Source organism: Amycolatopsis sp. NPDC114504 (assembly GCF_055633595.1).
Genome location: NZ_JBVKDU010000003.1, coordinates 1,280,222 through 1,304,190 on the forward strand (window position 1 = coordinate 1,280,222; position 23,969 = coordinate 1,304,190).

Sequence of the window (23,969 nt, forward strand, 5' to 3'; positions counted from 1 at the left end):
CCCCGAACTGACACGGCGCCTGACATGTGAGCGGGTACGAAAAAGGCCCGCATCCATGGGATGCGGGCCTTCAGAACGTGGAGCTGAGGGGAATCGAACCCCTGACCTTCTCGATGCGAACGAGACGCGCTACCAACTGCGCTACAGCCCCTTGTTCGTGCTCGTAGAGCTTAGCAGTGCCCTACGAGCACCTGTCGGAGGGGGTCACTCCCCGACCGCCCGTCGATAAGGCCCGGTCCCCGGCTCGTCGAGCTCCTCGAACGCGGGGTCCTCGTCGTCCAGATCGACGACCACCGCGCTGCGACGCACCCGCGAAGTCGGTGACGGACGGCGCTCGACCACCTCGCGGCGGACCGGCTCGACGACGTCCACGTCTTCGACGTCCTCGACCGGCTCGTCCTCCTCCGAGAACGACTCCTCCGAGACCGGAGCCGCCGGCCGCGGCGTCGAGCGACGAGGCGCGCGAGTGCTGTTGAAACGGGCGAGGCGACGCTGCCGGATCTCCTCCTCGATCCGCACCTGGCGGCGCAGGTATACGAGGTAGCCGACGAGCACGACGTCGATCGCCGCGTGGCCCCACCAGACCAGCGGCATGACGAAACCGGCGACGGCGGCCGTGATCACCGCGACCGTGAGCAGGATGACGACGATGCGCTGCCGGAAGCCGTACTTCGCGCGCGCCGCGATCTCCGCCGCTTCGGGGTCGAAACCGCCGCGACCGGGGCGGTAGCCCGCGCGCTCGCGTTCGGCCCGCTCTGCCCGGGACGGCTGCGGGAGCGGCTCGGGCTCCGGCTCCTCGTAGTCGTCCTCGAGTTCGAGGTCGGCCTCCAGCTCCGCGAGGTCGTCCTCGACCGAAAACCGGGACTTGACGGGCTCCTCGGACATGGCGAATTCCTCCCGGTCTTCGTTGCGTCCACTGCGTACGACCCTGGCCGCCATCGCGGAGTCGGCGGTGCGGGCCACCTGCTGCCGCCGACGCGCGACCATGGGCACGAGAACGACGAGCCATGCCGCGGCGAGCGCGACGATGATCACGGAACTGGGCATCTCCCGTCACCTCCCCCGATCCTTCACCTGAAATCACGCTAGTCACAGGAGTAACAGATCGGACGGAGGCTCGCCGGGTTGGATCACGGAAATGCCTCACCGGATTAGGTGAATCTCACAGCATGTGGTAACGCGCTCACGGACCCGGGTGGGTAATGACCCTCAGGCGTAACCGGCGCGGCCCGCCGCGACCAGCCGCGACACCAGCCCGGCCCCGGTCTCCTCGCGCGTGACGGCGAAGCAGTAGTGGTCGCGCCAGGCGCCCGCGACGTCGAGGTAGCGCTCGAACAGACCCTCCTGCCGGTAGCCCGCCTTGGTGAGAACCCGCAGGCTGGCGCTGTTTTCCGGGCGCACGGTGGCCTCCAGCCGGTGCAGCCCGGCCGGGCCGAAGGCGTGGTCGGTGACCAGGGCGACGGCGGCCGTCGCGACCCCGCCGCGGACCACGTCGGACGACACCCAGTAGCCGATCCAGGCGGACCGCAGCGACGCCCGGATGACGTTACCGACGGTGATCTGGCCCGCGAGCCGGCCGTCCAGGGTGATCGTGAACGGCAGGCACTGACCACGCCGTGCGAGCGAGCGCAACGCCGCCCACTGCGACGGCCACGACCAGAAAGCGTTGCGTTCGGGCCACGGGCCGACGCCGGTCGGCTCCCACATCTCGAGGTGCGCCCGGTCCCGGAGCCGGATCCGGCTCCACTCGCCGGCGTCGCGCAGCCGCACCGGCCGGATCGCGACCTCGCCGGCGGGCACCCGCAGCGGACCGAGCCGGGCCGGCCAGCCCGGGTGCCGGCTTTCCACCGGGTAGGACACCCCCGACACGGAGTTCATCAGGCCCGTTGCGCCAGGAAGGTGACTTGGACCTGCTCGCCGGCGGGGACCTCGGTCAGCTCCTCCGGCACGTTGATCAGGCAGTTCGCCTCGGCCAGCGACGCGAGCAGGTGCGCTCCCGACTGGCCGAGCGGCTGGACCAGGTACTCGCCGTTGGCCTCGTCGCGCAGGAGCTGGCCGCGGAGGAAGCCGCGCCGGCCTTCGGTCGACGTGATCGGCGACAGCAGCCGTGCCCCGACGATCCGCCGGTGCGGGTTGCGCGTCCCGCGCGCGGCCCGGATCAGCGGCCGGACCAGCACCTCGAACACGACCAGCGCGCTCATCGGGTTGCCGGGGATGAGGAACGTCGGCACCGAGTCGGGGCCGAGCCGGCCGAACCCCTGCACCGAGCCCGGGTGCATCGCGACCCGCGTCATGTCGATCCGGCCGAGGTCCGAGAGCGCGGCGTGGACCTCGTCACCGGTGGCGCCCCCGGCGCCGCCCGCGACCACGACGATCTCCGACATCAGCAGCCGGCCTTCGACGATCTCCCGCAGCCGTTTCGGCTCGCTCGGCACGATGCCGACCCGGCTGACCTCGGCGCCCGCGTCCCGGGCGGCCGCGGCGAGCGCGTAGGAGTTGACGTCGTAGACCTGCCCGACCGACGGCGTCCGGTCGATGTCGACCAGCTCGTCGCCGACCGACACGATCGAGACCCGCGGCCTCGGGAAGACGAGGACCTTGGCCCGGCCGACCGCGGCCAGCAGGCCGACCTGCGCCGAGCCGATCGTGTCGCCGCGGCGCACCGCGACGTCGCCGATCTGGACGTCTTCGCCGGCCCGGCGCACGTAGCCCGCGGACGGCACCGAGCGGTGCACGGTGACCCTGGCCTGGTGCCCGTCGGTGTAGGCGAGCGGCACGACGGCGTCGGCCAGCGTCGGCAGCGGCGCGCCGGTGTCGACCCGCACGGCCTGGCCGGGCTGCAGGCGCCGCGGCTGACGTGAGCCCGCGGCGATCTCGCCGACTACCGGCAGTTGCACCGGCTCCTCGCCCGCGGCGCGAACGTCCACGCTGCGCACCGCGTAACCGTCGACCGCGGCCTGGTCGAACCCGGGCAGCGCGTGCTCGGCGACCACCTCCTCGGCGCAGAGCAGCCCCTGGGCCTCGGAGATCGCCACGCGCACCGGCTGGGGCCGGACGGCGGCTTCCAAGGTCATCGAGATCTGCGCGTCGACCGAGCGCAGCTCGGTCTCGTCCCCGGCCACTTCGGGCCGTGCCGCGTCGAGGGATTCCGTCATGGGCGATCTGTCCCGATCCGTTCCGTCAGCCACGCCCGTAAAGATGGACCGTACTCGGGCGTTTCAAGCGCGAAATCGACCGCGGCGCGCAGGAAACCACCCGGATTCCCCAGGTCGTGGCGTCCGCCGCGGTGCACGACGACGTGGACCGGGTGTCCCTCGGAGATCAACAGCGCGACGGCGTCGGTCAGCTGCAGCTCACCACCGCTGCCCGGCGTGATCCGCTTCAGCGCGTCGAAGATCGCCCGATCAAGCAGGTAGCGCCCGGCCGCGGCGTACGTCGACGGCGCGTCCTCCGGCTTCGGCTTCTCGACCATCCCGTGCACGCGCTTGACGTCTTCGTCGTCGGTGTCGGAGACGTCGAAGACGCCGTACGGCGAGATCTCGGCCTTCGGGATGTCGAACGCGCAGAGCACGCTGCCGCCGAACTGCGCCCGCACCGCGCCCATCCGCTCGAGCACGCCGGTGGGGAGCACAAGGTCGTCCGGCAGGAGCACGGCGACGGCCTCGTCGTCCGGTTTCAGGTTCGGCTCGGCCTGCGCGACGGCGTGGCCGAGGCCGAGGGCCTGCTCCTGGATGGCAGTCTCGACGGCGAGCAGGCTCGTCCCGCGCCGCACCTTCTCCAGTAGCTCGGTCTTGCCCTTGGCCTCGAGGTTCTTCTCCAGCTCGGGCTGCTCTTCGAAGTAGCGGACGACGGCGTCCTTGCCCGGTGAGGTCACGATGACCAGGCGTTCCGCGCCCGCGGCGGCGGCTTCGGCCGCGACCAGCTCGATCCCCGGGGTGTCGACCACCGGCAGCAGCTCTTTGGGCACGGCTTTCGTCGCCGGCAGGAAGCGCGTCCCGAGGCCGGCGGCCGGCACGATGGCGGTTCTGAACGTCTGGGTGGTTGCGGCGCCCGTCATGGGCGCAGAGCCTAACGTGAGGTCATGCACGCGCTGGGCAATGAGCACCTGAGCAAGGCGGAGTGGCGTGACCGGCTGACGCGCGCGCGGGCGGACCAGACCGCCGAATCACACGCCCGGGAAGCGTCGGCGCTGGTCAGTGCGGTGTCGAAGGTCACATCCGGCACGGTGGCCGCGTACCTGCCGTTCGGCACCGAGCCGGGCACGACGGCGCTCGTCGACGCGCTGGCGGCCGGCGGCGCGCGGGTGCTGCTGCCCGCCATCCGGTCGCGGGTGGATCCGCTCGACTGGGCCGAGTACACGGGCGAGGCCGATCTGGTGCCCAGCCGCTTCCGCGGCATCCGCGAACCCGGCGGGAAACGCCTGGGTACCGAGGCTGTGGCGGCCGCGGACCTGATCTTGGTGCCCGCGCTGGCGGTGGACCGCCGGGGCGTCCGGCTCGGCCGGGGCGCCGGTCACTACGATCGTTCGCTGGTGTTCGCCGCGGCCGGCGTGACGCTGCTGGCCGTCGTCCGGGACGAGGAGCTGGTCGAACGGCTGCCCGGGGAACCCCACGACGTGCGCATGAGCGGGGCCTTGACGCCGGGTCGAGGCGTGCTCGAGCTGCCGATGTGAGCAACGAGGAATTGCGTTCGGGGAATGCTTTCAAGCACAATTGGGTTGGCACTCTGGTCGGATGAGTGCCAGCAAAGGAGCCGTCAGTGCCTACGTACCAGTACGCCTGCAAAGAATGCGACCACCGGTTCGAAGCCGTGCAGTCGTTCTCGGACCCCAGCCTGACCGTGTGCCCGCAGTGCTCCGGCGTGCTGCGGAAGGTCTTCAGCTCGGTCGGCGTCGTCTTCAAGGGCAGCGGGTTCTACCGCACCGACTCCCGCGACGCGGGCAAGTCGAGCACCACCGCGGCCCCGGCGAAGACCGAGACCAAGACGGAGTCGAAGTCGGAGACCAAGTCCGACACGAGCTCGGCATCATCCTCCTCGGGTACGACAAAAACCACCGCCGCCGCTTCCTGACCGCGAGGTTGTCCACAACACGCCGGTTGTCCACAGATGCCGGACTCGGCCCTTCCGGCGGCCGGTCCGGCTTCCCTAACGTCGATCTTGTGCGGCAGACCGCCGCACTCGATCCGACCGAGGGGGCACCGTGGACGTCGCGGCGAGGTTCCGCACTCCTGATCTGACCCGGCTGCAGGGCCGGCGGACACGGCTCATCCGCCGCTGGCTCGCCGTCGGCCTGCTGCTGGCCGGCGCGCTGCTCTTCGCGCATCCCGGTTCCGCGCGGGGCGCACCGACGACTCCGACCGTCGTCGCAGCGCACGACCTCCCTTCCGGCACGGCTCTGTGCGCTCTCGACGTCCGGCTGGCCGATCTTCCCGATTCCACGCGTCCGGCGGGTGCGTTGACCGCTTTGGACGGCGTCGACGGACGTCTGCTGGCGGGTGCCGTCCGTGCCGGCGAACCCCTGACCGACGTCCGGCTGGCGACGACCATCCCCGGGGCGGGTGATCCCACGACGGCGACGGTGCCGGTGCGCCTGGCCGACGCCGGCGTCGCCGAGCTGCTGGAGCCCGGCGGGCGCGTCGACGTCGTCGCGGCGCCGGAACCGGGCGTACCCGCGTCGGTGCTGGCGGGCGGGGCGACGGTGGTGTCGGTCGGGCCGCGGGAGGCGTCCGCGGCGAAGGGACCGCTGGTGCTGCTCCGGCTCCCGGAGGCGATCGCGACGACGGTGGCGGCGATTTCACTGGAGCGTCCGGTAACGGTTACTCTCCGCTAGCCCACCCCCGCCGTCCCCGTTCGTGAGGAGAGCAAGTGTTCAAGGGTTTCAAGGATTTCCTGATGCGCGGCAACGTCGTGGACCTCGCCGTCGCGGTGGTCATCGGCTCGGCGTTCACGGCCATCGTGACGGCGTTCACCAACGGCCTCATCAAGCCGCTGATCAGCACGATCGGCGGCACGGACGCCGCTAACGGCCTCGGCTACCAGATCTTCGAGAACAACAAGGCCACGTTCCTGAACTTCGGCGACGTGATCAACGCGGCGATCAACTTCGTGCTGGTCGCGGCGGTGGTCTACTTCGTGATCGTGCTGCCGGTGAAGCACCTGCAGGAACGGCGCAAGCGCGGCCAGGAGCCGGGCCCGTCGGAGCCGACCGACGTCGAGCTGCTCATCGAGATCCGCGACCTGCTGCGCGCCCAGTCCCAGCGCGACAACGGCCGCGACTGAGCGGGTCAGCGATCGTGGTGCGGCGGCCGGTTCTCCCGGTACCAGTCGTCCGGGAGGCCGGTGCGCCGGTCGGGATCGCGCTCGTCGGAAGTGGTCTCGGGCAGGACGTCCCCGAAGATCTCGTCGACCCGCCGGCGCTGCTCGCTGGTGGCCTTGGGGTCGCGCTGCTGACCGGACATGCCCCCAGTCTCCCACGACGCGTTCATTGACAACTCCACAGCGAAGGTCACGGCGTTCCGGCCTCGCCGAGTGCGCCGAGGCGCCGCTGCTGAGCCGGCGACAGTCCGAGGCCGGCGGCGGCGAAGTTCTCTTCGAGGTGCGTGATCCGGCCGGTCCCCGGAATCGGCAGGATCACCGGTGAGTGCCCCGGCAGGCAGGCGCGAGTGCGACCTGAGCGGCGGTGGCGCCCAGCTCGGCCGCGATGGCGGCGATCGCGGCTCCGCCGACGGCAGCGACGGGCCTGCTCGACCTGGTCACGCAAGATCCGCGGCCGGGCGTCCAGCCGCCACTCACCGCCAGGCCCGGCGCGCGCGACACCCACCTTGGTGGTGATCACCAGCCCGGCCGGATACGGGTACAGCGCCGAGGCGAGCACCTCTTCGTTGGCTCCGCCGCCGTAGAGGTAAGCGGTGTCGATCAGCGTGACGCTCAGTTCGTCGGCCCGCCGGGCGACCGCGATCGCCTCTTCGCGCGCCGAACCGGGTTCGGTCGGCAGGTGCATCGCCCCGAAGCCGAGCCGGCACACCTCGAAGTGCCCACCGATGCGGAAGTCCATGACCGGGGCGACGGTATCGGCGGCACCCCGATCACGCGAGGGAGATTCAGACCTCTTCGAGGCCCGAAAGCTCGTCGATCACGTGCGGCACGAGCGAGGTCAGCGTCGCCATGCCGTCGCGCACCGCGGAGCGCGACCCGGCGAGGTTGACCACCAGCGTGCTCCCGGACACCCCGGCGAGGCCCCGCGAGATCCCGGCGTCCACGGCTCCGGCCGCCAGCCCGGACGCCCGGATGGCCTCGCTGATGCCCGGGATCGGCCGGTCGAGCACGCCGGCGGTGGCGTCCGGCGTGCGGTCACGCGGCAGCACACCGGTGCCGCCGACCGTGATCACCAGGTCGGCGCCGCCGATCACGGCGGTGTTGAGCGCATTTCGGATCCCCGTGGTCTCGGCCTCGACGACCACGACACCGTCGACGATGAAACCCGCCTCTTCGAGCAGTTCGGTCACCAGCGGGCCAGTGGTGTCTTCGTGCTCGCCGTGCGCCACGCGATCGTCCACGATGACCACGAGGGCTCGGCCCAGCCGTTGTGCACTCCGTTCCATGCCGCCACCGTAGTCGGTTTCGACCACCCGGCGCCGGGAGGTGCCGGGTGAGTTCTGACGATTCCGTGACGTGCCCGCGCGCGGCCGGGCACGCCGGTCCGCGGCCCCCTAGCGTGACCGGTGTGCGCGTACTGGTCACCGGCGGAGCCGGGTTCATCGGGTCTCACATCGCCGATCTCCTGGCGGATGGGGGTGACGAGGTCGTCGTGCTCGACAACCTCCTCCCCACCGCCCACGGCTCCCGCACCCCGCCGGCGTACACCGGCAGGCACCGGTTTCTGCGCGGCGACGTCACCGACACCGAGATCGTCGCCGAACTGCTGGACGGCGTCGACGCGGTCTGCCACCAGGCGGCGGTGGTCGGGCACGGCGTCGACCCGTCGGACGCGCCGTCGTACGCCCTGAACAACGACTACGGCACGGCGGTCCTGCTGGCCGGCTTGCACGCGGCCGGGGTGCGGAAGCTCGTCCTGGCCTCGTCGATGGTCGTCTACGGCGAAGGCCGGTACGCCTGCCCGGACCACGACGTCGTCCCGCCTTCCCCGCGCCGCGCGTCCGATGTGGACGCCGGCCGCTACGAGCCGCGGTGCCCGGCCTGCGGCACCGAGCTGAGCTGGCGGCTGGTGCCCGAGGACGCGCCGCTGAACCCCCGCAGCACGTACGCGGCGACGAAGCTGGCGCAAGAGCACCTGGCCGGCGCGTGGGCCCGCCAGACGGGCGGCAGCGTGTGGGCGATGCGCTACCACAACGTCTACGGCCCGCGGATGCCGCAGAACACCCCGTACGCCGGGGTGGCGTCCCTGTTCCGCTCGGCCCTGGTGCGCGGCGAAGCCCCGCTGGTCCTGGAGGACGGCCGCCAGCAGCGCGACTTCGTGCACGTCCACGACGTGGCCAGGGCAAACGTCCTGGCGCTCAGGACAGCCGGCCCGGAGGGCGACCTCACACCACTCAACGTCTGCTCCGGCACCCCGCACACGGTGGGCGAGCTGGCCGAGGAGCTGGCGCGCGCCTGCACCGGCCCGAAGCCCCAGGTGGCCGGCGGCGCCCGCCCGGCCGACGTCCGCCACGTGGTCGCCGACCCCGCCCGCGCTCGCGAACTGCTGGGCTTCACCGCGGAGGTCGGCTTCGAAAAGGGAATCGCCGACTTCGCGACGGCGGAACTGCGCGCCCCGGTCTGACCTCAGCCCGCGAACGCCTGCGCGACGGTGAGGCTGTCTTCGTAGACGTGGTAGCGAGAAATCACCCCACCGTCGACGGTCAGGCGGAGTACGCAGCGGGCGTGGTATGGCCGTCACCCCGCTCCCCGGGCGACGTGGAAGTCGTTCAGCGCAGCCGTCCGGGGCCGAGAACGACGAAGACGGTGCCGCTCCACACCGGCACGCCACCCGCCGCGAGAACCATGTGGGTGGTGAACGTGACCGCGTCGTGGTGGGCCACGACGTCGTCGGCCGCTACGAAGACGAGAGCTCCCGTCGCCACGAGCCAGTCGTGAGCGCCGGTGATCCGGGCGAGCAGGGCGTCGTGCCCCCGGTGTTCGGCGGTTTCGGTGTACTCCACACCGTCCTCGGCCCACAGCTCGGCGACGGCCCGGTGCCGGGCAGCCGGGTCCGGCTGGCGGGCGTGCCGGTGTACGGGAGCCCGGCCACGACGGTGGCTACCGGCGGCTCGACGGTTACCGCACCCGGCTGACCGGGCTCACGGCGAGCGAAGCCGAAGTTCTGTTCCTGACCGGACTCCCGGCGGCGGCCGCCTGGAACCAGCACGCCGTGAAGACCCGCTACCTGCGCTGGGCGCAGCCGCACGAGATCACGCGCACCGTGCAGCCGCACGGCCTGGTCCTGAAGGCGGGCAACTGGTACCTCGTGGCTCGTGGCGAGGGACGGTTCCGCACCTACCGGATCTCGCAGATCCTCGACGTGGACGTGCTCCCCAGGCCGTTCGACCCGGCCGTCCACTGGGAGACGTACCTCGACCACTTCGACCGGCTGCCCCAGCTGCTGGACCCGGCGTCCGTCGCCGCGCGGAAGACGACGGGCGGGCCGGATGCGGCGGGCCGGACCGAGATCGAGATCCCGATCGAGTCGATCGACGCGGCCGTGCCCGACCTCCTCAAGTTCGCCGCCGAAGTCGAAGTCGTCGCACCTACGGCGTCTAGGACATCGCCAGCGGCAGCCGGACCTCGAACCGGCACCCCGGCCCGTGGTTGTGGACACCGATCTTCCCCCGATGCGCCTCCACGAGCCCCTTGGCGATGGCCAGCCCGAGCCCGCCCCCGCTGGTCGTCCCGCCCCGCTCGGGCGTCCGCGCCTGCGTCCCGCGGAAAGCGACGTCGAAGACCCGGCTGATCTCGTCGTCCGGAATGCCTCCGCAGGAGTCGTCGACGGCGAGGAGGGCCTCGTCGCCGTCGACGCCGATCTGGACCGCGACCGTCCCGTCCGGCGGGGTGTGCCGGATCGCGTTGGACACCAGGTTTCGCACGATCCGGGCCAGTTCCGGGTCGCTCCCGGTCACGACCGGCCAGGTCGACGCGTTGGCGAGCACCCGCACGCGTTTGCGCTCGGCGACCGGCGACTGGGCGGCGACGGCGTCGCTGACGACATCGCGCAGCGGCACCGCGGACATCGTGAGCTCGAGGGCGCCGGCGGTGATGCGCGAGAGCTCGAACAGGTCGCCGACCATCGCGGACAGCCGCCGGGTCTCGCCGCCGATCCGCTGGGCGTAGTCGGCGACCTCGTCGCGTTCGGACACCACTCCGTCGGCCAGCGCCTCGGCCATCGCCTGGATGCCGGCCAGGGGGCTGCGCAGGTCGTGGCTGATCCACGCGACCAGCTCACGCCGCGACGCCTCGGCCGCGCGCTCGCGGTTGCGCGCCTCCCGCTCCCAGACGCTGCGGCGCGCGATGGCGCGGCCGAGGATGATCGCCGCCGGCACGGTGACCACCGCGACGAGCAGGCAGACCAGCAGCATCGTGGTCAGCGCCGGGGTGAACATGAACCCGCTGACGCCCAGGACGCCGACCAGGGTCGAGAGCACCGGGATCAGCACCAGCACCGTGAGCGTGGTGGCCAGCGACCCGCGGCGCAGGGCGTAGAGCACGCCCCCGCCCAGCGCCGCGATCGGCAGGGAGAAGAGCAACGCCAGCGGCAGGATGTGCCAGAGGTGCGTCAGCGTCTCCGCGAAGGACTCGCCGGGTTCGATCACGGCTGCTCCCGGTCGTAGCGGTAGCCGACACCCCACACCGTCGCCACCCGGGTCGGCTTGGCCGGGTCGTGCTCGATCTTCTCGCGCAACCGTCGCACGTGGACGGTCACGGTCGACTGGTCGCCGAAGTCCCAGCCCCACACCTTCTCGAGCAGGTCGGCGCGCGAGTAGGCGACGCCGGGGTGGGCGAGGAAGAAGGCCAGCAGGTCGAACTCCCGTGAGGTCAGCGGCAGTTCGTGGCCGGCGAGCGTCGCGGTGCGCGCGGTCATCTGCAGGCGGAGGTTGCCGTCCACCAGCTCGGCGGCGGCCGGTTCCGGGCGCGGCATCCGCGCGCGGCGCAGCACCGAGGCGACGCGGAGGGCGAGTTCCTTGGGGCTGAAGGGTTTCGTGACGTAGTCGTCGGCGCCGAGCTGGAGCCCGGCGATCCGGTTCTCCTCCTCGCCGAGGGCGGTGAGCATGACGATCGGCACCTGGCTGACCTGGCGCAGCCGCTTGCACACCTCGAGCCCGTTGATCCCCGGCATCATCACGTCGAGCACGACGAGGTCCGGCTCGTGGGCGGCGAACTCGGCCAGCCCCTCGGCACCGTCGCCGGCCTGGTCGACGGTGAACCCGGCCACCTCGAGGTAGCGGCGCACGACGTCTCGGACCGTCTCGTCGTCGTCGACCACGAGCACGCGTCCGGCCTGATCGTTCATCACGTCTCCCTCACCAGCCGGTCAGCAGCAGGTGGTTGACCGCCAGCGCCGTCGCCGCCTGGGCGGCGAGCCACCACCGGCGCCCGGGCCGCGGCAGCAGGGCCGTCAGCGGCAGCAACCACACCCCGAACGGTAGCCAGATTCGTTCGGTCTCGGCTTTCGACAGGCCCGAGACGTCGGCGAACACGATGGTGAGCAGGGCGGCGGCGCCGAGCAGCAGCACCGGATCGGACAGCAGGCCACGACCCGCTCCGGCGAAACCCCGGCGGAGCGCGGCCACCACGGCAGGGCCGAGCGCGACGACCACCGCCGCCAGGTCGGCCCAGACCCAGTACGAGTAGGGCCGCACGAGCGCGACGCCCTGGTAGTACCGCTCGACGACCAGGTGGTAGCCGTCGAGCCACCAGAAGCCCGCCCACGCGAAGACGCCGACGACGGCCAGGGCCGCCGCGACGGCCAGGGCGGCGGCCCGCCACTGCCGGCCGAGAACCGCCACCGCCAGCGCGAGCAGGCCGAGCAGCACCAGGCCGTACGAAAGGAAGATCCCGAAGCCGAGCAGCAGTCCGGCGGCCAGCCCGGCCGGGACGGCGTACCGGCGGCCGTCGGTGAACCCGCGTGCGGACAACGCCAGCAGCGCCAGTCCGGTGGCGGTCGTCCCGGCAAACAGGCCGTCCGCCGACACGCCGATCCACACCGCGCCGGGCGTCAGGACGGCGAAGGGCAGCACCGCGCGGGCCGCGTCGGCCCGGCCGAGCAGGGCGACCGTCGCGGGCACGGCCACCGCGACCAGGCTGCCGACGAGCACGACGGCCGTCGCGGCCCACGCGCCGCCGTGCAGGCCGAGCCGGTCCAGCCAGACGAAGACGAGCGTCGCGCCCGGTGGGTGCCCGGACACGTGCGTCGTCCAGGAGTCCGGCTGGAAGTCGAGGATGCGGGAGGAGAACTCGCGCAGCATCCGCGGGATGTCGGTGATCCCGGGGACCTCGTGGAGGTACTCCTGCGGAATGGTCAGGTGCCCGGCGAACCCGCGCGACCAGCCGTCGACCATGGCCAGCGAGAAGATCCAGGCGAGCGAGGCCAGGTAACCGGCGACGAGTGCCCGGCGCCACGGCAGGCGGGCGACCAGGGCCGGGCCGTGGAGCACCACCGCGACGGCGATGAGGACGGCGAACACCGAGCCGGGGCCGACGTGCGGCAGCCAGTCGGCGAACAACGGTGGCGACGACACGAAGATGACGACGCCGGAGTGGGGCCGGTTGTAGTACGAGCCGACCGCGGCGGCCGCGGCCACGAGCACCGCGGCCGCCGCGACGGCCAGGAGATCGGCCCGGTGGGCGCGGCGCCCGGGTCGATCAGGTGCCGGGGGTTCGGTTTCGCGGGCAGGCGGCTCGGCGAGCCGGGCTGCCGGGTTCGGCTCGCTCATCGCCGTCCACCATAGGTCTGCGGGACCGGCTCCGCGGGCCGGGCGGGGCAGCCGTAACGACCCGGTAAGAACCTCGTCACTCGTCATGATTCAGTAAGGAGCACAAGGGTTCTCCACAGTCCACCACGGACTTACGGTCGGCGCCGTGACTGACTCAGGAGTGGACGTCGTCCTCCCATGCCTCGACGAAGCGGGCGCACTGCCCGGAGTGCTGGCCGGGCTGCCCCCGGGCTACCGCGCGATCGTGGTCGACAACGGTTCGGCCGACGGCTCGCCCGAAGTGGCGGCCTCACTCGGCGCGAAGGTCGTCCACGAACCGCGTCGCGGCTACGGCGCGGCCGTGCACACCGGCCTGGAAGCCGCCACCGCGGACATCGTGTGCTTCGCCGACGCCGACGGGTCTTTGGACCTCACCGACCTGCCGCGGCTGGTGACCGCGGTCGAAGGCGGCGCCGACCTGGCCGTCGGACGACGGGTGCCGACGGGGCCCGGCGTGTGGCCGTGGCACGCGCGCGCCGGGAACGTCGTGCTGGCGCAGCTGCTGCGTCGCCGCGGGTTGCCGGTGCGGGACATCGCGCCGCTGCGGGCCGCGGACCGGCGGGCGCTGCTCGGTCTTGGCGTCACGGACCGGGCGTTCGGCTACCCGCTCGAGCTGCTGATCAAGGCCCAGCGGGCCGGGTGGCGGGTGCGCGAGTTCGACGTCCGCTACGGCGAACGGGCCAAGGGAACGAAGTCGAAGGTGTCCGGCTCGGTGCGGGGCACGCTGCGCGCGGTCCGCGACTTCGGGCGGGTGCTGGCGCGATGACCGGCCGATTCGTCCTGCTGGTCGTGGCCAAGGCGCCGGTGCCGGGGCTCGCCAAGACCCGGCTCTGCCCGCCGGCGACCCCGGCCCAGTCGGCGCAGATCGCCGCGGCCGCGCTGCTCGACACGCTCGACGCCGTGTGCGCTGTCCCCGGCGCCGCGCCCGTCGTCGCGATGACCGGCGACCTCGGCGCCGCCGCCCTGGCCACCGAAATCGGGATGGCGCTGCGTCGCGTCACCACGATCCCGCAGCGGGGCTGGGACTTCGGCGCCCGCTTGGCGAACGCCCACGCGGACGCCGCCGCGGTGCACGCGGGCCTCCCGATCCTGCAGATCGGCATGGACACCCCGCAGGTCACGCCGGAGTCCCTCGCCGCGGCGGCCGCACCGATCGTGCACGGTGGGCACGACTCGGTGGTCGGCCCGGCCGAAGACGGTGGTTGGTGGGCGCTGGGCCTCGCCGACCCGCGGCACGCGCAGGTCCTCGCGGGCGTCCCGATGTCGCGCGACGACACCGGCGAACGCACGGTGCGCGCGCTCACCGCGTGCGGACTCCGGCCACGCCAGGCCGCAAGACTGTCCGATGTGGACACCATGGCGGACGCGCGCGCGGTGGCGGCGGCGTGCCCGGACGGCCGGTTCGCCCGCGCCGTCGCGGCGGTCCAGGGGCGGGCGGTCGCATGAAGACGGCACTGATCGGCAACGAGTTCGACCGCGGCTTGCTCGGGCACCACTGCTGGCTCGAACTGGCCGACGGCGGACGGGTCGAGCTGCCGGTCGAGCGGTGGGGCGCGCCGTCCGACGGCGACGACGTCCTGCTCGACGCCTGCGCCGGACCGACCCTCGACATCGGCTGCGGCCCGGGCCGGCTCACCGCGGCCCTGGCCGGACGCGGGGTCGTCGCGCTGGGCGTCGACAGCTCGCGCACGGCCGTCCGGCTGACGCGCCGTCGCGGCGGGAGTGCGTTGCACCGCAACGTCTTCGACCACGTGCCCGGCGAAGGACGGTGGCAGCACGCCCTGCTCGCCGACGGCAACATCGGCATCGGCGGCGACCCCGTGGTCCTGCTGCGGCGCGCCGCGCAGCTGATCGCCGTCGACGGTGACGTCCTCGTCGAGCTCGATCCGCCCGGGCACGGGCTGCGGCACGAGCGCGTCCGGCTGCAGCCGGGACACGCCGACAGCGCCTGGTTCACGTGGGCGTGGGTCGGCGTGGACGCGATCGCTGAAGTCGCGATGCGCGCCGGGTTGCGCGTCGGCCGGACGACCCGGCACGGCCACCGCTGGTTCGCGCGGCTGGAGCGATCATGAAGCTGCCGATCCCCAAGGAAGAGTCCTTCAAAGCGGCGGCGCACGACGAGCGCGTGACGTCGAAGATCGGCCTGGCGCTGGCGGTCACGTTCACGACCTGCTTCGTGACCGGCCTGATCAGCCACCTGATCCAGCACCCACCGGAGTGGTTCTTCTGGCCGAGCCGCCCGGCCGGGCTCTACCGCGTCACGCAGGGGCTGCACGTGATCTCCGGCGTGGCGTCGATCCCGCTGCTGCTGGCGAAGCTGTGGAGCGTCTACCCGAAGCTGTTCGGCCGGCCGCTCGTCCGCTCGCTGCCGCACGCCCTGGAGCGCCTCTCGATCCTGGTGCTCTCGGGCGCGGCGTTCTTCGAGCTGACGACCGGGCTGCTGAACGTCGCGCAGAACTACCCGTGGGGCTTCTACTTCCCGCAGGTGCACTATGCGGTCGCGTGGCTGGCGATCGGGTCGATCCTGGTGCACGTCGCGGTGAAGCTGCCGGTCATCCGCCGGGCGCTGAGCCGCGGCACACCCGCTGAGGAGGCGCCGGCCGCCGGGCTGTCCCGGCGCGGGTTCCTGCGCACCACCGGGCTCGCGACGGGCGTCGCCGTCGTCGCCACCGCCGGCGCGACGGTCCCGTTCCTGCGCGGGATTTCCGGCCTCGCCTGGAAGACGAGCAAGGGCACGCAGAACCTCCCGGTGAACCGGACGGCGGCGGCCGCGGGCGTCACGTTTTCGGCGTCTTGGCGGCTCTCGGTGGTGACCCCGCGCGGCACGACGAAGTTCTCGCTCGACGAGCTGCGCGCACTGCCACAGACGACGGCCGAGCTGCCGATCGCGTGCGTCGAGGGCTGGAGCCAGTCGGCGACCTGGCGCGGGATCTCGTTGCCGGTGCTGCTGAAAGCCGTTGGTGCGGCACCGGGTACGGCCGTGCGAGTGTCCTCTTCGGAGCGTTCCGGGCTCTACGGCGTCAGCGTCCTGCCCGGCGAACACACGGCCGACGAGCTGACGCTGCTCGCGCTGGAGCTGAACGGCGAGGTGCTCGACCTCGACCACGGCTTCCCGTGCCGGATCATCGCCCCGAACCGGCCCGGGGTGCTGCAGACGAAGTGGGTCACGAAGTTGGAGGCGCTGTGAAGACCGCTCGCGCTCTGCTCGCCCTGCCGGGCCTCGCGGCGCTGGCGTGGGGTGTCGTGCTGTTCGTCGAATACGCGTTCCCGCTGCGTCCGGACGTCTTCGGCACGGTGGGCTGGATCATCGGCGGCCCGCTGATCAACGACGGCGTCGTAGCCCCGCTGACAGCCATCCTCGGCATCGTCTTGGCCCGCACCCTCCGTCCCCCCTGGCGTATCCCGGTGGTCACGGGCACGGTGATCACGGGAGTCCTGCTGATCCTGGCGTTCCCGCTCCTCTGGCGCCCGTACGGAACCCCACCGATGCCCGGCCTCCACGACGGAAACCCAGCCCTGGGCCTAGCCCTGACCCTGGCCGCGGTCTGGCTGGTGGTCGTCCTGACCGCCCTGGCCCGTGTCGTCCGCCCAGGTACGCGTGTCGTCCCTCCAGACACGCGTGATGCCCCTCCAATCACGCGTGATGCCCCCTCAATCACGCGCGATGCCCCTCCAGACACGCCAGCCGACGGTCCCGGCACCTGAACCCGGCCGCAAACGCGGCCACGCGCGACCGGCATCGAGTGCCTGGTCGCGCGTGGCCTTTGTGGGTCCGGCCCCGAGAAACGGGGGTCGAGCCGTTGCTGGTCTCGGCCGCGCCAAGGCGGCCGAGCGTCTGGGAGGGATCAGTTGGCCGGGACGGGCTGTCCGCCGAGGGTCACCTCGACCGTGCGGCCGTCGGAGAGGGTGAACGTCGCCTTCTCGTCCGGGGCGCGGGTGCGGATCGCGGCGACGAGCGTGTCGGACGTGTCGATGTTCCGGTCGTCGATCTTCGTCACGATGTCGCCGGACTTGAGGCCGGCCTTCTCCGCCGGGCTGCCCGCGGTGATGGCACCGAGCTTGGCGCCGCCCTGCGGGTTGTCCGTGACCTGCGCGCCGATGTAGGTCTGCACGGCCTGGCCGGTCTTGATGATCGTGTCCGCGGTGCGGCGGGCCTGGTCGATCGGGATCGCGAACCCGATGCCGACGTTGCCGCTTTCGGAGCCGCCCTGGCCCTGGCCGCCGGACGCCGACTGCGGGCTGTAGATCGCCGAGTTGATGCCGATGACCTGGCCGGCCATGTTCGACAGCGGACCGCCCGAGTTGCCCGGGTTGATCGCCGCGTCGGTCTGGACGGCGTCCATCACCGTCTCCTGGCCGCCCTGCCCGCCGCCCGCGCGCACCGGCCGGTGCAGCGAGCTGACGATGCCCGAGGTGACCGTGCCGGCCAGCTCGAACGGCGAGCCGATGGCGACGACCGACTGGCCGACCTTCAGGTCGTCGGACCGGCCGATCTCGACCGGGGTGAGGTTGTTGACGCCGTCGACCTTGACCACCGCGATGTCGGTGGTCGGGTCGCGGCCGACGACCTTGGCTGCGGCCTTCTTGCCGTCCTGGAACACGGCCTGGATCTGGCCGCCGTTCGCGGCGACCTCGACGACGTGGTTGTTGGTCAGGATGTAGCCGTCGGTGCTGATGACGAACCCGGAGCCCTCGCCGGCCCCCTGCTGCCCGCTCACCTGCAGCTCGACGACGCTCGGCGACAGCTTCTGTGCGACCGCTTCGACCGACCCGGCGGGCGCGTTGCCCGTCTGCTGGGCCGGCTTCGGAGCGTCGAGCGCGTTGCCGGCCGGACCGCTGGACGAACCGCTGGTGAGGTACCCGACCGCCCCGCCCGCGATGCCGCCGACGAGCAGCGCCACCAGCGCGACGCCGGCGAGCAGCTTGCCGCCGGAGCGCTTCGGCTGCGCGGGAGGCGCCGGCGGCGTGCCGTAGACGCCTGATTGCGCGTAGGGGTTCGGCGGCGGGTAGACGCTCTGCTGCTGGGTCTGGCCCGACGGGGTCCCCTGGGCGGACCACGGGTTCGGCGTCGCATAGGACGGATCGGCCCCGGTCACCGCGTGGTAGGACGGCTCCGGCGCCGAGTACTGCGGCGTGCCGCCGGACTCGGGGGTGGCGGCCTGGTCACCGTACGGGCTCCCCGCCCAACCGCCCTGAGCGGCCTGCTGGCCGGTCTCGGGGTGCCGCGGCGCCGCGGGGTCGTGCGCGCTGGGGTCGTTCTCGGTCATGTCCTCACCTTGCGCGATGGTCCTGAGAGGTTCCTGAGCCGAACCTGTGCATCGGAGATGAGTATGGCCGGATCAGCCCGCCGCGCGGAGCTTTTCCGCGATCTGCTCCGGCGTCGCGTCGTTGACCCACACCGCCATGCCCGATTCCGACCCCGCCAGGTACTTCAGTTTGTCCTTGGCGCGCAACACGGAGAACAGTTCCAGGTGGAGCCAGCCGAGCTCGCGGTCGCGGCGCACCGGCGCCTGGTGCCACGCCGCGATGTACGGCAGCGGGCGGTCGTACAGGGCGTCGCACCGGCGCAGGACGTCCAGGTAGACGTCGGCGAAGTCGTCACGCTCGGCGTCGGTCAGCGCCGGGATGTCCGGAACCTGCCGGTGTGGCACGACGTGCACCTCGATGGGCCAGCGGGCCGCCGGCGGCACGTACGCCGTCCAGTGCTCGCCGGACGCCACCACGCGCGCACCGGACTTCCGCTCCGCGGCCAGCACGTCGCCGAGCACCGCGCGGCCGTGTTCCGCCTGGTACGCGCGGGCGACGTCGAGCATCCGCTCGGTCTTCGGCGTGACGAACGGGTAGCCGTAGATCTGCCCGTGCGGGTGCGACAGCGTGACGCCGATTTCCTCGCCGCGGTTCTCGAATGGGAAAACCTGCTCCACACCGGGCACTTCGGACAGCGCGGCGGTGCGATCGGACCACGCGTCCACAACGGCCCGTACCTGCTTCGCGGTCAGCCGCGAGAAAGCGCCGTCGTGGTCGCTGGTGAAGCAGACGACCTCGCAGCGTCCACGGCCCGGGCGCACCGGCACGAGCCCGGAACCATCCACAGTGGACGGCTCACCGATGACATCTTCGGCGAAGGAAGGAAAGCGGTTCTCGAAGACGACGACGTCGTAGTCGCTTTCGGGGATCTCGCTCGGTTTGCCCGGCTTGCTCGGGCACAGCGGGCACAGGTCCGCAGGCGGCTTGTACGTCCGCGTCTGCCGGTGCGCGGCCATCGCGACCCACTCGTTCGTCAGCGGGTCCAGCCGGATCTCCGACGCGGCCGAAACCGGCGGCAGGTCGCGGGTGTCCTCGGCGACGCGGTCGGGCGCGCCGGGCTGGTCGAAGTAGATGATCTCCCGGCCGTCGGCCAGGTGTCGTACGGTCCGCTTCACGCTTCTTCGGCCTCGACCGTCTCCGCCGTTTCGGCGATCATGAGTTCCGCTGCCCTTTCGGCGAGTATTTCCTTGGCGTCGTCGGGAATCCCGTCATCGGTGACGACGACGTCGGCCTCGTCCAGGTCGGCGATCGTGGAGATCCCGACGGTGCCCCACTTGGTGTGGTCGGCGAGCACGACGAGCTTGCGCCCGGCCTCGACCAGCGCGCGGTCGGTCTCGCTCTCGGTGAGGTTCGGCGTGGTGAACCCCGGCCCGTCGGCCATCCCGTGCACGCCGAGGAAGACGACGTCGAGGTGCAGCGACCGCAGGCTGTGCACGGCGACCGGCCCGACCAGCGCGTCCGACGGCGTCCGCACCCCGCCGGTGAGCACGACGGTGCGGTCCGGCTGCGTCGACCCGCGGAGCACGTCGGCGACCTGGATCGAGTTGGTCACGATGGTGAGGCCCGGGATGGCGTCGAGCGCGCGGGCGAGCGTCCACGTGGTGGTGCCGGCGGAGATGCCGATCGCGGTGCCGGGCCGCACGAGGGTCGCGGCGAGCTCGGCGATGGCTTCCTTCTGCGCACGCTGGCGCACGGACTTGGCCTCGAAGCCGGGTTCGTCGGTGCTCTTGCCGACGATCGAAGTGGCGCCGCCATAGACCTTCTCGACGAGCCCCCGCCCGGCGAGGACGTCGAGATCGCGGCGCACCGTCATGTCGGAGACACCCAGCCTGGTCACGAGATCACTGACCCGGACCGCACCGGTCCGGCGTGCCTCTTCCAGGATCACCGCCTGTCGCTGACGCGCCAGCACCGCTCAACTCCGTCCCCGTCACACCCCAACCACACAAAATCCTACACGATTCAACACAGGATCCGCAGGGGCGACGTGGGTGAACTTCGAAAGACCAGGTCACGAAGCAGACGTGGCGGCGTGGGCGAACAACACCGCGACGGATCAGCCGGGCGCCCCCGGCAGCCGGATCGTCATCAGCGCGCCGCCCTCGGGCGCCCGCGCCGCGTAGACCGCGCCGCCGTGCCGCTCGGCCGCGTGCTTGACGATCGCCAGGCCGAGACCCGAACCGGGCAGCGTCCGCGCCTCCGACGAGCGGTAGAAGCGGTCGAACACCTTGGGCAGGTCCTCTTCGGCGATGCCCGGGCCGGCGTCGGCCACCTCGACCACGGCGGTGCCGTCGCCGAGCGGGTACAGCCGCACCCAGACCGTCGCGTCCGGCGGCGAGAACTTCACCGCGTTGTCCAGCAGGTTCAGGATCGCGCGCTCGATCGAGCTGTTGTCCCCGGTGAGCACCCACGGCTGCAGCGAGACGTCGAAGTTGATCTCGCCCGCGCGCCGGCGTGCCCGGTCGAGCGCCCGCTCGACGACGTCCAGCAGCTCGACGCGCTCGAAGCGTTCGCGCGGCTCGTCCTGGCGCGCGAGCTCGACGAGGTCGCCGATGAGCTGCGTCAGCTCGTCGAGCTGGCCGCTGATGTCCGCGACGATGTCGACGCGGTCCGCGTCCGGCAGCGGCGGCGCGCCCGGCTTGCTCGCGGCGAGCAGCAGCTCGAGGTTGGTGCGCAGCGACGTCAACGGCGTCCGCAGCTCGTGTCCCGCGTCCGCGACCAGCTGGCGCTGGCGTTCCTGCGAGTCCGCGACCGTGCCGAGCATGGTGTTGAAGCTCGTGGTGAGGCGCGCCAGCTCGTCGTCGCCGCTGACCGGGATCGGCCGCAGGTCGCCGGTCTTGGCGACGCGCTCGGCGGCCGACGTCAGCCGGTCGACCGGGCGCAGGCCAGTGCGCGCCACCGCGGTGCCGGCCGCGGCGGCGACCAGGATGCCGGCGCCACCGATCAGGAACAGCACCAGCGCGAGCTCGTTCAGCGTGCGCTTCGTCGGGCCCATCGACTGCGCGAGCACGATGGCCTCGCCGTGTCCGGTCGGCAACGCGACGACGCGGCTGTCGGTGCGGAAGTCCGTCCGCATCGACTCGACCGAATCGCCGTTGGCCACGTTCAGCTCGTCCTGGCCGAACGGCGGCGCCGAGCTCGAGAGCGGGTAGGTCATCACGGCGTGCTGGACGTCGGGCGCGGCGGTGAGCTGCCCGATCTGCAGGTCGGCGCTGGCCAGGAACGCGCCGGGCACCTGCCGCAGCTCGGTCTGCACCTGCGGCGACGCGACGGCCGCCTGGGCGCGGGCCATCAGGCCGTCGTCCAGCTGCTGGTAGAGGTTGTTGCGCACGACCATGTACGCGCCGATCGAGACCAGCGCGACGGCGCCGGCGACACAGGCGGCGGCGAGCAGCGTCACCCGGCCGCGCAACGAGAACCGGCGCGTCCCCCAGCGCGTGCCGCGGGGATCGCCGGGTTCGGTCACGGCGGGGTTTCCCTCAGGACGTACCCCACTCCGCGCACCGTGTGGATCAGCCTCGGCTCCCCCTCGGCCTCCGTCTTGCGGCGCAAGTAGCCGACGTAGACCTCCAGCGCGTTGCCCGACGTCGGGAAGTCGTAACCCCATACTTCCTCCAGTATCCGGCCCCGCGTGAGGACGTGCTTCGGGTAGGAAAGGAACAGCTCCAGCAGTGCGAACTCGGTCCGGGTCAGGCTGATCTCGCGGCCGTCGCGGCGGACCTCGCGCGTGCCCGGGTCGAGCGTCAGATCCGCGAAGGACAGCATCTCCGACGCCTGGCCGTTCTGGGCGTCCGGGGTGGCGCGGCGCAGCAGCGCCCGCAGCCGGGCGAGCAGCTCTTCCAGCGCGAACGGCTTCGGCAGGTAGTCGTCGGCGCCGGCGTCCAGCCCGGACACGCGGTCGGAGACGGTGTCGCGCGCGGTGAGCACGAGAATCGGCAGGTCATCGCCGGTGCTGCGGAGGCGGCGGGCCACCTCGAGGCCGTCGAGCCGGGGCATCATGACGTCGAGGACCATCGCGTCCGGACGGTCGGCGATGATCGCTTCCAGGGCTTGCGCACCGTCGCTGGCCAGCTGGACCTGGTAGCCGTTGAACTCCAGGGACCGCCGGAGCGACTCACGGACGGCGCGGTCGTCGTCCACCACAAGGATGCGCATGGCGATAGTTTTACTCAGCGTGCTGAGACTCGCCTAAGAACACACACAGAACTAACAAAGAGAATCCTCACTCCGGTGCCCGCGCGACCGGAGCGTTCCAGTGCCGCCAGAGCGCGATCATCCGGATCGCGACGACGCCGGCGGCCGCGACGACCGTGACCGGCCCTTCCGGCAGTCGCACAACGTGACCGACGACCACGAGCACCGAACCGGCCAACGCGGCGACGGCGTAGATCTCTTTCCGCAGGACCAGGGGGATTTCCCGGAGCAGGAGATCCCGGACGGCGCCACCGCCGATCCCGGTCGTCATGCCGATCAGGCACGCGGCGTAGACGGTGGCGCCGGCGTTCAGCGCGATGGTCGTCCCGGCGGTGGCGAAGACACCGAGCCCGAGCGCGTCGGCGAGCAGCACGCCCCGCCGCAGCCGCGCGACCTGAGGGTGGAAGGCGAAGACGATGAGGGCGGTCGCCGCGCAGACGGCGAGATAGGGCCAGTTCCGCAGGGTCGTGGGCGGGTGGATGCCGAGCAGGACGTCCCGGATGACGCCACCACCGAGCGCGGTGGTGAGCCCGACGACGACCACGCCGAAGACGTCCAGCCGAGCCCGCACGGCGGCGAGCGCCCCGGACGCCGCGAAGGCGACGAGCCCGAGGAACTCCAGCGCCGTGAGCAGCATCTATTGGTCGAGGAGTCCACCGCGGTAGGCCAGCAGCGCGGCCTGCACGCGGTTGGCCGCCCCGATCTTGGAGAGCACGGCGGAGACGTACCCCTTGACGGTGGCTTCGGACAGGTGGAGGCGCCCGCCGATCTCGGCGTTGCTCAACCCCTGCCCGATGAGCGCGACGACCTCACGCTCGCGTTCGGACAGGGAGGCGAGCAGCTTCCGGGCGGGCTGAGCAGCGCGTTGTTCGTCCCGGTGGGACTGGACCATCCGCGCGGCAACCCCCGGGTCCAGGACGGCTCCGCCTCTGCTCAGGTCCCTGACCGCCCGCAGGAGAGCGGCGGGATCGATGTCCTTGAGGAGGAAGCCGTTGGCCCCGAGCCGCAGCGCGAGGCTGACGTACTCGTCGATGTCGAAGGTGGTCAGCATGGCCACGGTGGGCGGATCGGGCAGCGCGAGGATGGCCCGCAGCGCCCGGATGCCATCGTCGGGGGCCCGCATCTTGATGTCGAGCAGGGCGACATCGGGGTGGTACCGCCGGGCAACCTCCACTGCGGATCTGCCATCGGAGGCCTCGCCCACGATCTCGATGTCCTGAGCCCCGGACATCATCGCGCGCAACCCCGAGCGCACCAGTTCCTCGTCGTCGGCGAACATGAGCTTGATCAACGAAGCCCTCCGCAACAGCCAGTAGGAGGCGGCTCCCCGCGTCCCGTTAACGAAGGTTACCTACTGTTGTTCAGCAGTTCGAAACCAGACACGACCAGGTGAGGCACTGGTCCGTCCAGGTCAGGTGCGGTGGGCCGTCCGGCAGGGTGTATCTGTCGTTCGCTTCGGCACCAAGAACCACTCACCTGGGTGACGACGGAGGTCGTACCGCCCCA

29 protein-coding genes, 1 tRNA gene and 1 pseudogene are annotated in these 23,969 nt (G+C 71.9%); 11 read left to right on the plus strand and 20 right to left on the minus strand.

Features of this window, described 5'->3' with window-relative positions:
- Positions 1-78 precede the first annotated feature (78 nt).
- The 5 genes from ACZ7PG_RS27475 to ACZ7PG_RS27495 form a co-directional block, all read right to left on the minus strand.
- Positions 79-151: transfer RNA gene (locus ACZ7PG_RS27475), tRNA-Ala, on the minus strand.
- A gap of 53 nt (positions 152-204) precedes the next feature.
- Positions 205-1,047, minus strand: coding sequence for a divisome protein SepX/GlpR (gene sepX, locus ACZ7PG_RS27480; protein WP_470241935.1), 843 nt, complete (start codon positions 1,045-1,047; stop codon positions 205-207).
- A 162-nt stretch (positions 1,048-1,209) separates the two neighbouring features.
- Positions 1,210-1,878: a GNAT family N-acetyltransferase gene (locus ACZ7PG_RS27485; protein ID WP_470241936.1), complete on the minus strand. Its 669-nt coding sequence runs from the start codon at positions 1,876-1,878 to the stop codon at positions 1,210-1,212.
- A complete protein-coding gene (gene glp, locus ACZ7PG_RS27490; protein ID WP_470241937.1) occupies positions 1,878-3,155 on the minus strand; it encodes a molybdotransferase-like divisome protein Glp in 1,278 nt (425 codons plus the stop codon). The genes ACZ7PG_RS27485 and glp overlap by 1 nt, the downstream gene beginning before the upstream one ends.
- The gene (locus tag ACZ7PG_RS27495; protein WP_470241938.1) at positions 3,152-4,057 is read right to left on the minus strand and encodes a UTP--glucose-1-phosphate uridylyltransferase; all 906 of its coding nucleotides are present in this window, start codon (positions 4,055-4,057) and stop codon (positions 3,152-3,154) included. Before ACZ7PG_RS27495 ends, glp begins: the two co-directional genes overlap by 4 nt.
- Positions 4,058-4,081: 24 nt before the next feature.
- On the opposite strand from ACZ7PG_RS27495, the gene ACZ7PG_RS27500 reads away from it, so the two are divergent.
- The 4 genes from ACZ7PG_RS27500 to mscL all read left to right on the plus strand — a co-directional run bounded on the left by ACZ7PG_RS27500 (position 4,082) and on the right by mscL (position 6,279).
- Complete coding sequence (locus tag ACZ7PG_RS27500) at positions 4,082-4,672, plus strand: 5-formyltetrahydrofolate cyclo-ligase (RefSeq protein WP_470241939.1); 591 nt, start codon at positions 4,082-4,084, stop codon at positions 4,670-4,672.
- 86 nt (positions 4,673-4,758) lie between these two features.
- On the plus strand, positions 4,759-5,070 hold the full coding sequence (locus tag ACZ7PG_RS27505) for an FmdB family zinc ribbon protein (protein WP_470241940.1): 312 nt from the start codon (positions 4,759-4,761) through the stop codon (positions 5,068-5,070).
- Positions 5,071-5,200: 130 nt separating this feature from the next.
- Entirely contained in the window at positions 5,201-5,830 is a 630-nt protein-coding gene (locus ACZ7PG_RS27510) for an SAF domain-containing protein (protein WP_470241941.1), read from the plus strand.
- A 35-nt stretch (positions 5,831-5,865) separates the two neighbouring features.
- Positions 5,866-6,279: a large-conductance mechanosensitive channel protein MscL gene (gene mscL, locus ACZ7PG_RS27515; protein WP_470241942.1), complete on the plus strand. Its 414-nt coding sequence runs from the start codon at positions 5,866-5,868 to the stop codon at positions 6,277-6,279.
- A 5-nt stretch (positions 6,280-6,284) separates the two neighbouring features.
- Here the strand turns inward: mscL and ACZ7PG_RS27520 are convergent, their stop codons facing one another.
- From ACZ7PG_RS27520 to ACZ7PG_RS27530, 3 genes are read right to left on the minus strand one after another with little or no spacing between them, the layout of a single operon-like run.
- Positions 6,285-6,458 (minus strand): hypothetical protein, encoded by a 174-nt coding sequence (locus ACZ7PG_RS27520; protein ID WP_470241943.1) that lies wholly within the window; start codon positions 6,456-6,458, stop codon positions 6,285-6,287.
- A gap of 47 nt (positions 6,459-6,505) precedes the next feature.
- Positions 6,506-7,054: an aldo/keto reductase gene (locus ACZ7PG_RS27525; protein WP_470241944.1), complete on the minus strand. Its 549-nt coding sequence runs from the start codon at positions 7,052-7,054 to the stop codon at positions 6,506-6,508.
- Between the two features lie 46 nt (positions 7,055-7,100).
- A complete protein-coding gene (locus ACZ7PG_RS27530) occupies positions 7,101-7,601 on the minus strand; it encodes a MogA/MoaB family molybdenum cofactor biosynthesis protein (RefSeq protein ID WP_410610225.1) in 501 nt (166 codons plus the stop codon).
- A 122-nt stretch (positions 7,602-7,723) separates the two neighbouring features.
- Between ACZ7PG_RS27530 and ACZ7PG_RS27535 the strand changes: the two genes are divergently transcribed.
- Entirely contained in the window at positions 7,724-8,779 is a 1,056-nt protein-coding gene (locus ACZ7PG_RS27535; protein ID WP_470241945.1) for an NAD-dependent epimerase/dehydratase family protein, read from the plus strand.
- A 145-nt stretch (positions 8,780-8,924) separates the two neighbouring features.
- Here ACZ7PG_RS27535 and ACZ7PG_RS27540 read toward each other — a convergent pair whose 3' ends face one another.
- Positions 8,925-9,158 carry a hypothetical protein gene (locus ACZ7PG_RS27540; RefSeq protein ID WP_470241946.1) on the minus strand — a complete coding sequence of 78 codons (234 nt, stop codon included), beginning with the start codon at positions 9,156-9,158 and terminating at the stop codon, positions 8,925-8,927.
- 209 nt (positions 9,159-9,367) lie between these two features.
- Between ACZ7PG_RS27540 and ACZ7PG_RS27545 the strand changes: the two are divergent.
- Positions 9,368-9,466: pseudogene (locus ACZ7PG_RS27545) on the plus strand (WYL domain-containing protein); the annotation flags it as partial.
- Between the two features lie 26 nt (positions 9,467-9,492).
- Here the strand turns inward: ACZ7PG_RS27545 and ACZ7PG_RS27550 are convergent.
- The 4 genes from ACZ7PG_RS27550 to ACZ7PG_RS27565 are packed head-to-tail and all read right to left on the minus strand — an operon-like array spanning position 9,493 to position 12,923.
- A complete protein-coding gene (locus ACZ7PG_RS27550; RefSeq protein WP_470242446.1) occupies positions 9,493-9,714 on the minus strand; it encodes a hypothetical protein in 222 nt (73 codons plus the stop codon).
- Between the two features lie 38 nt (positions 9,715-9,752).
- On the minus strand, positions 9,753-10,802 hold the full coding sequence (locus ACZ7PG_RS27555; RefSeq protein WP_470241947.1) for a sensor histidine kinase: 1,050 nt from the start codon (positions 10,800-10,802) through the stop codon (positions 9,753-9,755).
- Positions 10,799-11,500 carry a response regulator transcription factor gene (locus ACZ7PG_RS27560; protein WP_470241948.1) on the minus strand — a complete coding sequence of 234 codons (702 nt, stop codon included), beginning with the start codon at positions 11,498-11,500 and terminating at the stop codon, positions 10,799-10,801. The genes ACZ7PG_RS27555 and ACZ7PG_RS27560 overlap by 4 nt, the downstream gene beginning before the upstream one ends.
- Before the next feature lie 10 nt (positions 11,501-11,510).
- Complete coding sequence (locus ACZ7PG_RS27565; protein WP_470241949.1) at positions 11,511-12,923, minus strand: hypothetical protein; 1,413 nt, start codon at positions 12,921-12,923, stop codon at positions 11,511-11,513.
- A 160-nt stretch (positions 12,924-13,083) separates the two neighbouring features.
- On the opposite strand from ACZ7PG_RS27565, the gene ACZ7PG_RS27570 reads away from it, so the two are divergent.
- From ACZ7PG_RS27570 to ACZ7PG_RS27590, 5 genes are read left to right on the plus strand one after another with little or no spacing between them, the layout of a single operon-like run.
- Positions 13,084-13,728 carry a glycosyltransferase family 2 protein gene (locus ACZ7PG_RS27570; protein WP_470242430.1) on the plus strand — a complete coding sequence of 215 codons (645 nt, stop codon included), beginning with the start codon at positions 13,084-13,086 and terminating at the stop codon, positions 13,726-13,728.
- Positions 13,725-14,408, plus strand: a complete 684-nt coding sequence (locus tag ACZ7PG_RS27575) for a TIGR04282 family arsenosugar biosynthesis glycosyltransferase (protein WP_470241950.1) — start codon at positions 13,725-13,727, stop codon at positions 14,406-14,408. Before ACZ7PG_RS27570 ends, ACZ7PG_RS27575 begins: the two co-directional genes overlap by 4 nt.
- Positions 14,405-15,034: a class I SAM-dependent methyltransferase gene (locus ACZ7PG_RS27580; RefSeq protein ID WP_470241951.1), complete on the plus strand. Its 630-nt coding sequence runs from the start codon at positions 14,405-14,407 to the stop codon at positions 15,032-15,034. The genes ACZ7PG_RS27575 and ACZ7PG_RS27580 overlap by 4 nt, the downstream gene beginning before the upstream one ends.
- A complete protein-coding gene (locus tag ACZ7PG_RS27585) occupies positions 15,031-16,149 on the plus strand; it encodes a molybdopterin-dependent oxidoreductase (protein WP_470241952.1) in 1,119 nt (372 codons plus the stop codon). The genes ACZ7PG_RS27580 and ACZ7PG_RS27585 overlap by 4 nt, the downstream gene beginning before the upstream one ends.
- Positions 16,146-16,667, plus strand: coding sequence for a hypothetical protein (locus tag ACZ7PG_RS27590; protein ID WP_470241953.1), 522 nt, complete (start codon positions 16,146-16,148; stop codon positions 16,665-16,667). Before ACZ7PG_RS27585 ends, ACZ7PG_RS27590 begins: the two co-directional genes overlap by 4 nt.
- A gap of 140 nt (positions 16,668-16,807) precedes the next feature.
- Here ACZ7PG_RS27590 and ACZ7PG_RS27595 read toward each other — a convergent pair whose 3' ends face one another.
- The 7 genes from ACZ7PG_RS27595 to ACZ7PG_RS27625 form a co-directional block, all read right to left on the minus strand.
- Positions 16,808-18,229: a S1C family serine protease gene (locus ACZ7PG_RS27595; protein WP_470241954.1), complete on the minus strand. Its 1,422-nt coding sequence runs from the start codon at positions 18,227-18,229 to the stop codon at positions 16,808-16,810.
- A gap of 72 nt (positions 18,230-18,301) precedes the next feature.
- The gene (gene galT, locus ACZ7PG_RS27600) at positions 18,302-19,384 is read right to left on the minus strand and encodes a galactose-1-phosphate uridylyltransferase (RefSeq protein WP_470241955.1); all 1,083 of its coding nucleotides are present in this window, start codon (positions 19,382-19,384) and stop codon (positions 18,302-18,304) included.
- A complete protein-coding gene (locus ACZ7PG_RS27605; RefSeq protein WP_364622263.1) occupies positions 19,381-20,181 on the minus strand; it encodes a DeoR/GlpR family DNA-binding transcription regulator in 801 nt (266 codons plus the stop codon). Before ACZ7PG_RS27605 ends, galT begins: the two co-directional genes overlap by 4 nt.
- Before the next feature lie 144 nt (positions 20,182-20,325).
- Complete coding sequence (locus ACZ7PG_RS27610) at positions 20,326-21,735, minus strand: sensor histidine kinase (RefSeq protein ID WP_470241956.1); 1,410 nt, start codon at positions 21,733-21,735, stop codon at positions 20,326-20,328.
- Positions 21,732-22,424, minus strand: coding sequence for a response regulator transcription factor (locus tag ACZ7PG_RS27615; protein ID WP_155540830.1), 693 nt, complete (start codon positions 22,422-22,424; stop codon positions 21,732-21,734). The genes ACZ7PG_RS27610 and ACZ7PG_RS27615 overlap by 4 nt, the downstream gene beginning before the upstream one ends.
- A gap of 67 nt (positions 22,425-22,491) precedes the next feature.
- On the minus strand, positions 22,492-23,100 hold the full coding sequence (locus ACZ7PG_RS27620) for a trimeric intracellular cation channel family protein (RefSeq protein WP_470241957.1): 609 nt from the start codon (positions 23,098-23,100) through the stop codon (positions 22,492-22,494).
- Positions 23,101-23,754, minus strand: coding sequence for a response regulator (locus ACZ7PG_RS27625; protein WP_013230063.1), 654 nt, complete (start codon positions 23,752-23,754; stop codon positions 23,101-23,103).
- Positions 23,755-23,969: the final 215 nt, after the last annotated feature.

Excerpts from the sequence above, each read along its gene's own strand:
- ACZ7PG_RS27520 (WP_470241943.1), bottom strand. The coding sequence starts at position 6,458 with ATGTCCGGTCAGCAGCGCGACCCCAAGGCCACCAGCGAGCAGCGCCGG.
- ACZ7PG_RS27525 (WP_470241944.1), bottom strand. The coding sequence starts at position 7,054 with ATGGACTTCCGCATCGGTGGGCACTTCGAGGTGTGCCGGCTCGGCTTC.
- glp (WP_470241937.1), bottom strand. The coding sequence starts at position 3,155 with ATGACGGAATCCCTCGACGCGGCACGGCCCGAAGTGGCCGGGGACGAG.
- ACZ7PG_RS27530 (WP_410610225.1), bottom strand. The coding sequence starts at position 7,601 with ATGGAACGGAGTGCACAACGGCTGGGCCGAGCCCTCGTGGTCATCGTG.
- ACZ7PG_RS27485 (WP_470241936.1), bottom strand. The coding sequence starts at position 1,878 with ATGAACTCCGTGTCGGGGGTGTCCTACCCGGTGGAAAGCCGGCACCCG.
- ACZ7PG_RS27575 (WP_470241950.1), top strand. The coding sequence starts at position 13,725 with ATGACCGGCCGATTCGTCCTGCTGGTCGTGGCCAAGGCGCCGGTGCCG.
- ACZ7PG_RS27615 (WP_155540830.1), bottom strand. The coding sequence starts at position 22,424 with ATGCGCATCCTTGTGGTGGACGACGACCGCGCCGTCCGTGAGTCGCTC.
- ACZ7PG_RS27595 (WP_470241954.1), bottom strand. The coding sequence starts at position 18,229 with ATGACCGAGAACGACCCCAGCGCGCACGACCCCGCGGCGCCGCGGCAC.
- ACZ7PG_RS27565 (WP_470241949.1), bottom strand. The coding sequence starts at position 12,923 with ATGAGCGAGCCGAACCCGGCAGCCCGGCTCGCCGAGCCGCCTGCCCGC.
- sepX (WP_470241935.1), bottom strand. The coding sequence starts at position 1,047 with ATGCCCAGTTCCGTGATCATCGTCGCGCTCGCCGCGGCATGGCTCGTC.
- ACZ7PG_RS27500 (WP_470241939.1), top strand. The coding sequence starts at position 4,082 with ATGCACGCGCTGGGCAATGAGCACCTGAGCAAGGCGGAGTGGCGTGAC.
- ACZ7PG_RS27580 (WP_470241951.1), top strand. The coding sequence starts at position 14,405 with ATGAAGACGGCACTGATCGGCAACGAGTTCGACCGCGGCTTGCTCGGG.
- ACZ7PG_RS27560 (WP_470241948.1), bottom strand. The coding sequence starts at position 11,500 with ATGAACGATCAGGCCGGACGCGTGCTCGTGGTCGACGACGACGAGACG.
- ACZ7PG_RS27620 (WP_470241957.1), bottom strand. The coding sequence starts at position 23,100 with ATGCTGCTCACGGCGCTGGAGTTCCTCGGGCTCGTCGCCTTCGCGGCG.
- ACZ7PG_RS27585 (WP_470241952.1), top strand. The coding sequence starts at position 15,031 with ATGAAGCTGCCGATCCCCAAGGAAGAGTCCTTCAAAGCGGCGGCGCAC.
- ACZ7PG_RS27495 (WP_470241938.1), bottom strand. The coding sequence starts at position 4,057 with ATGACGGGCGCCGCAACCACCCAGACGTTCAGAACCGCCATCGTGCCG.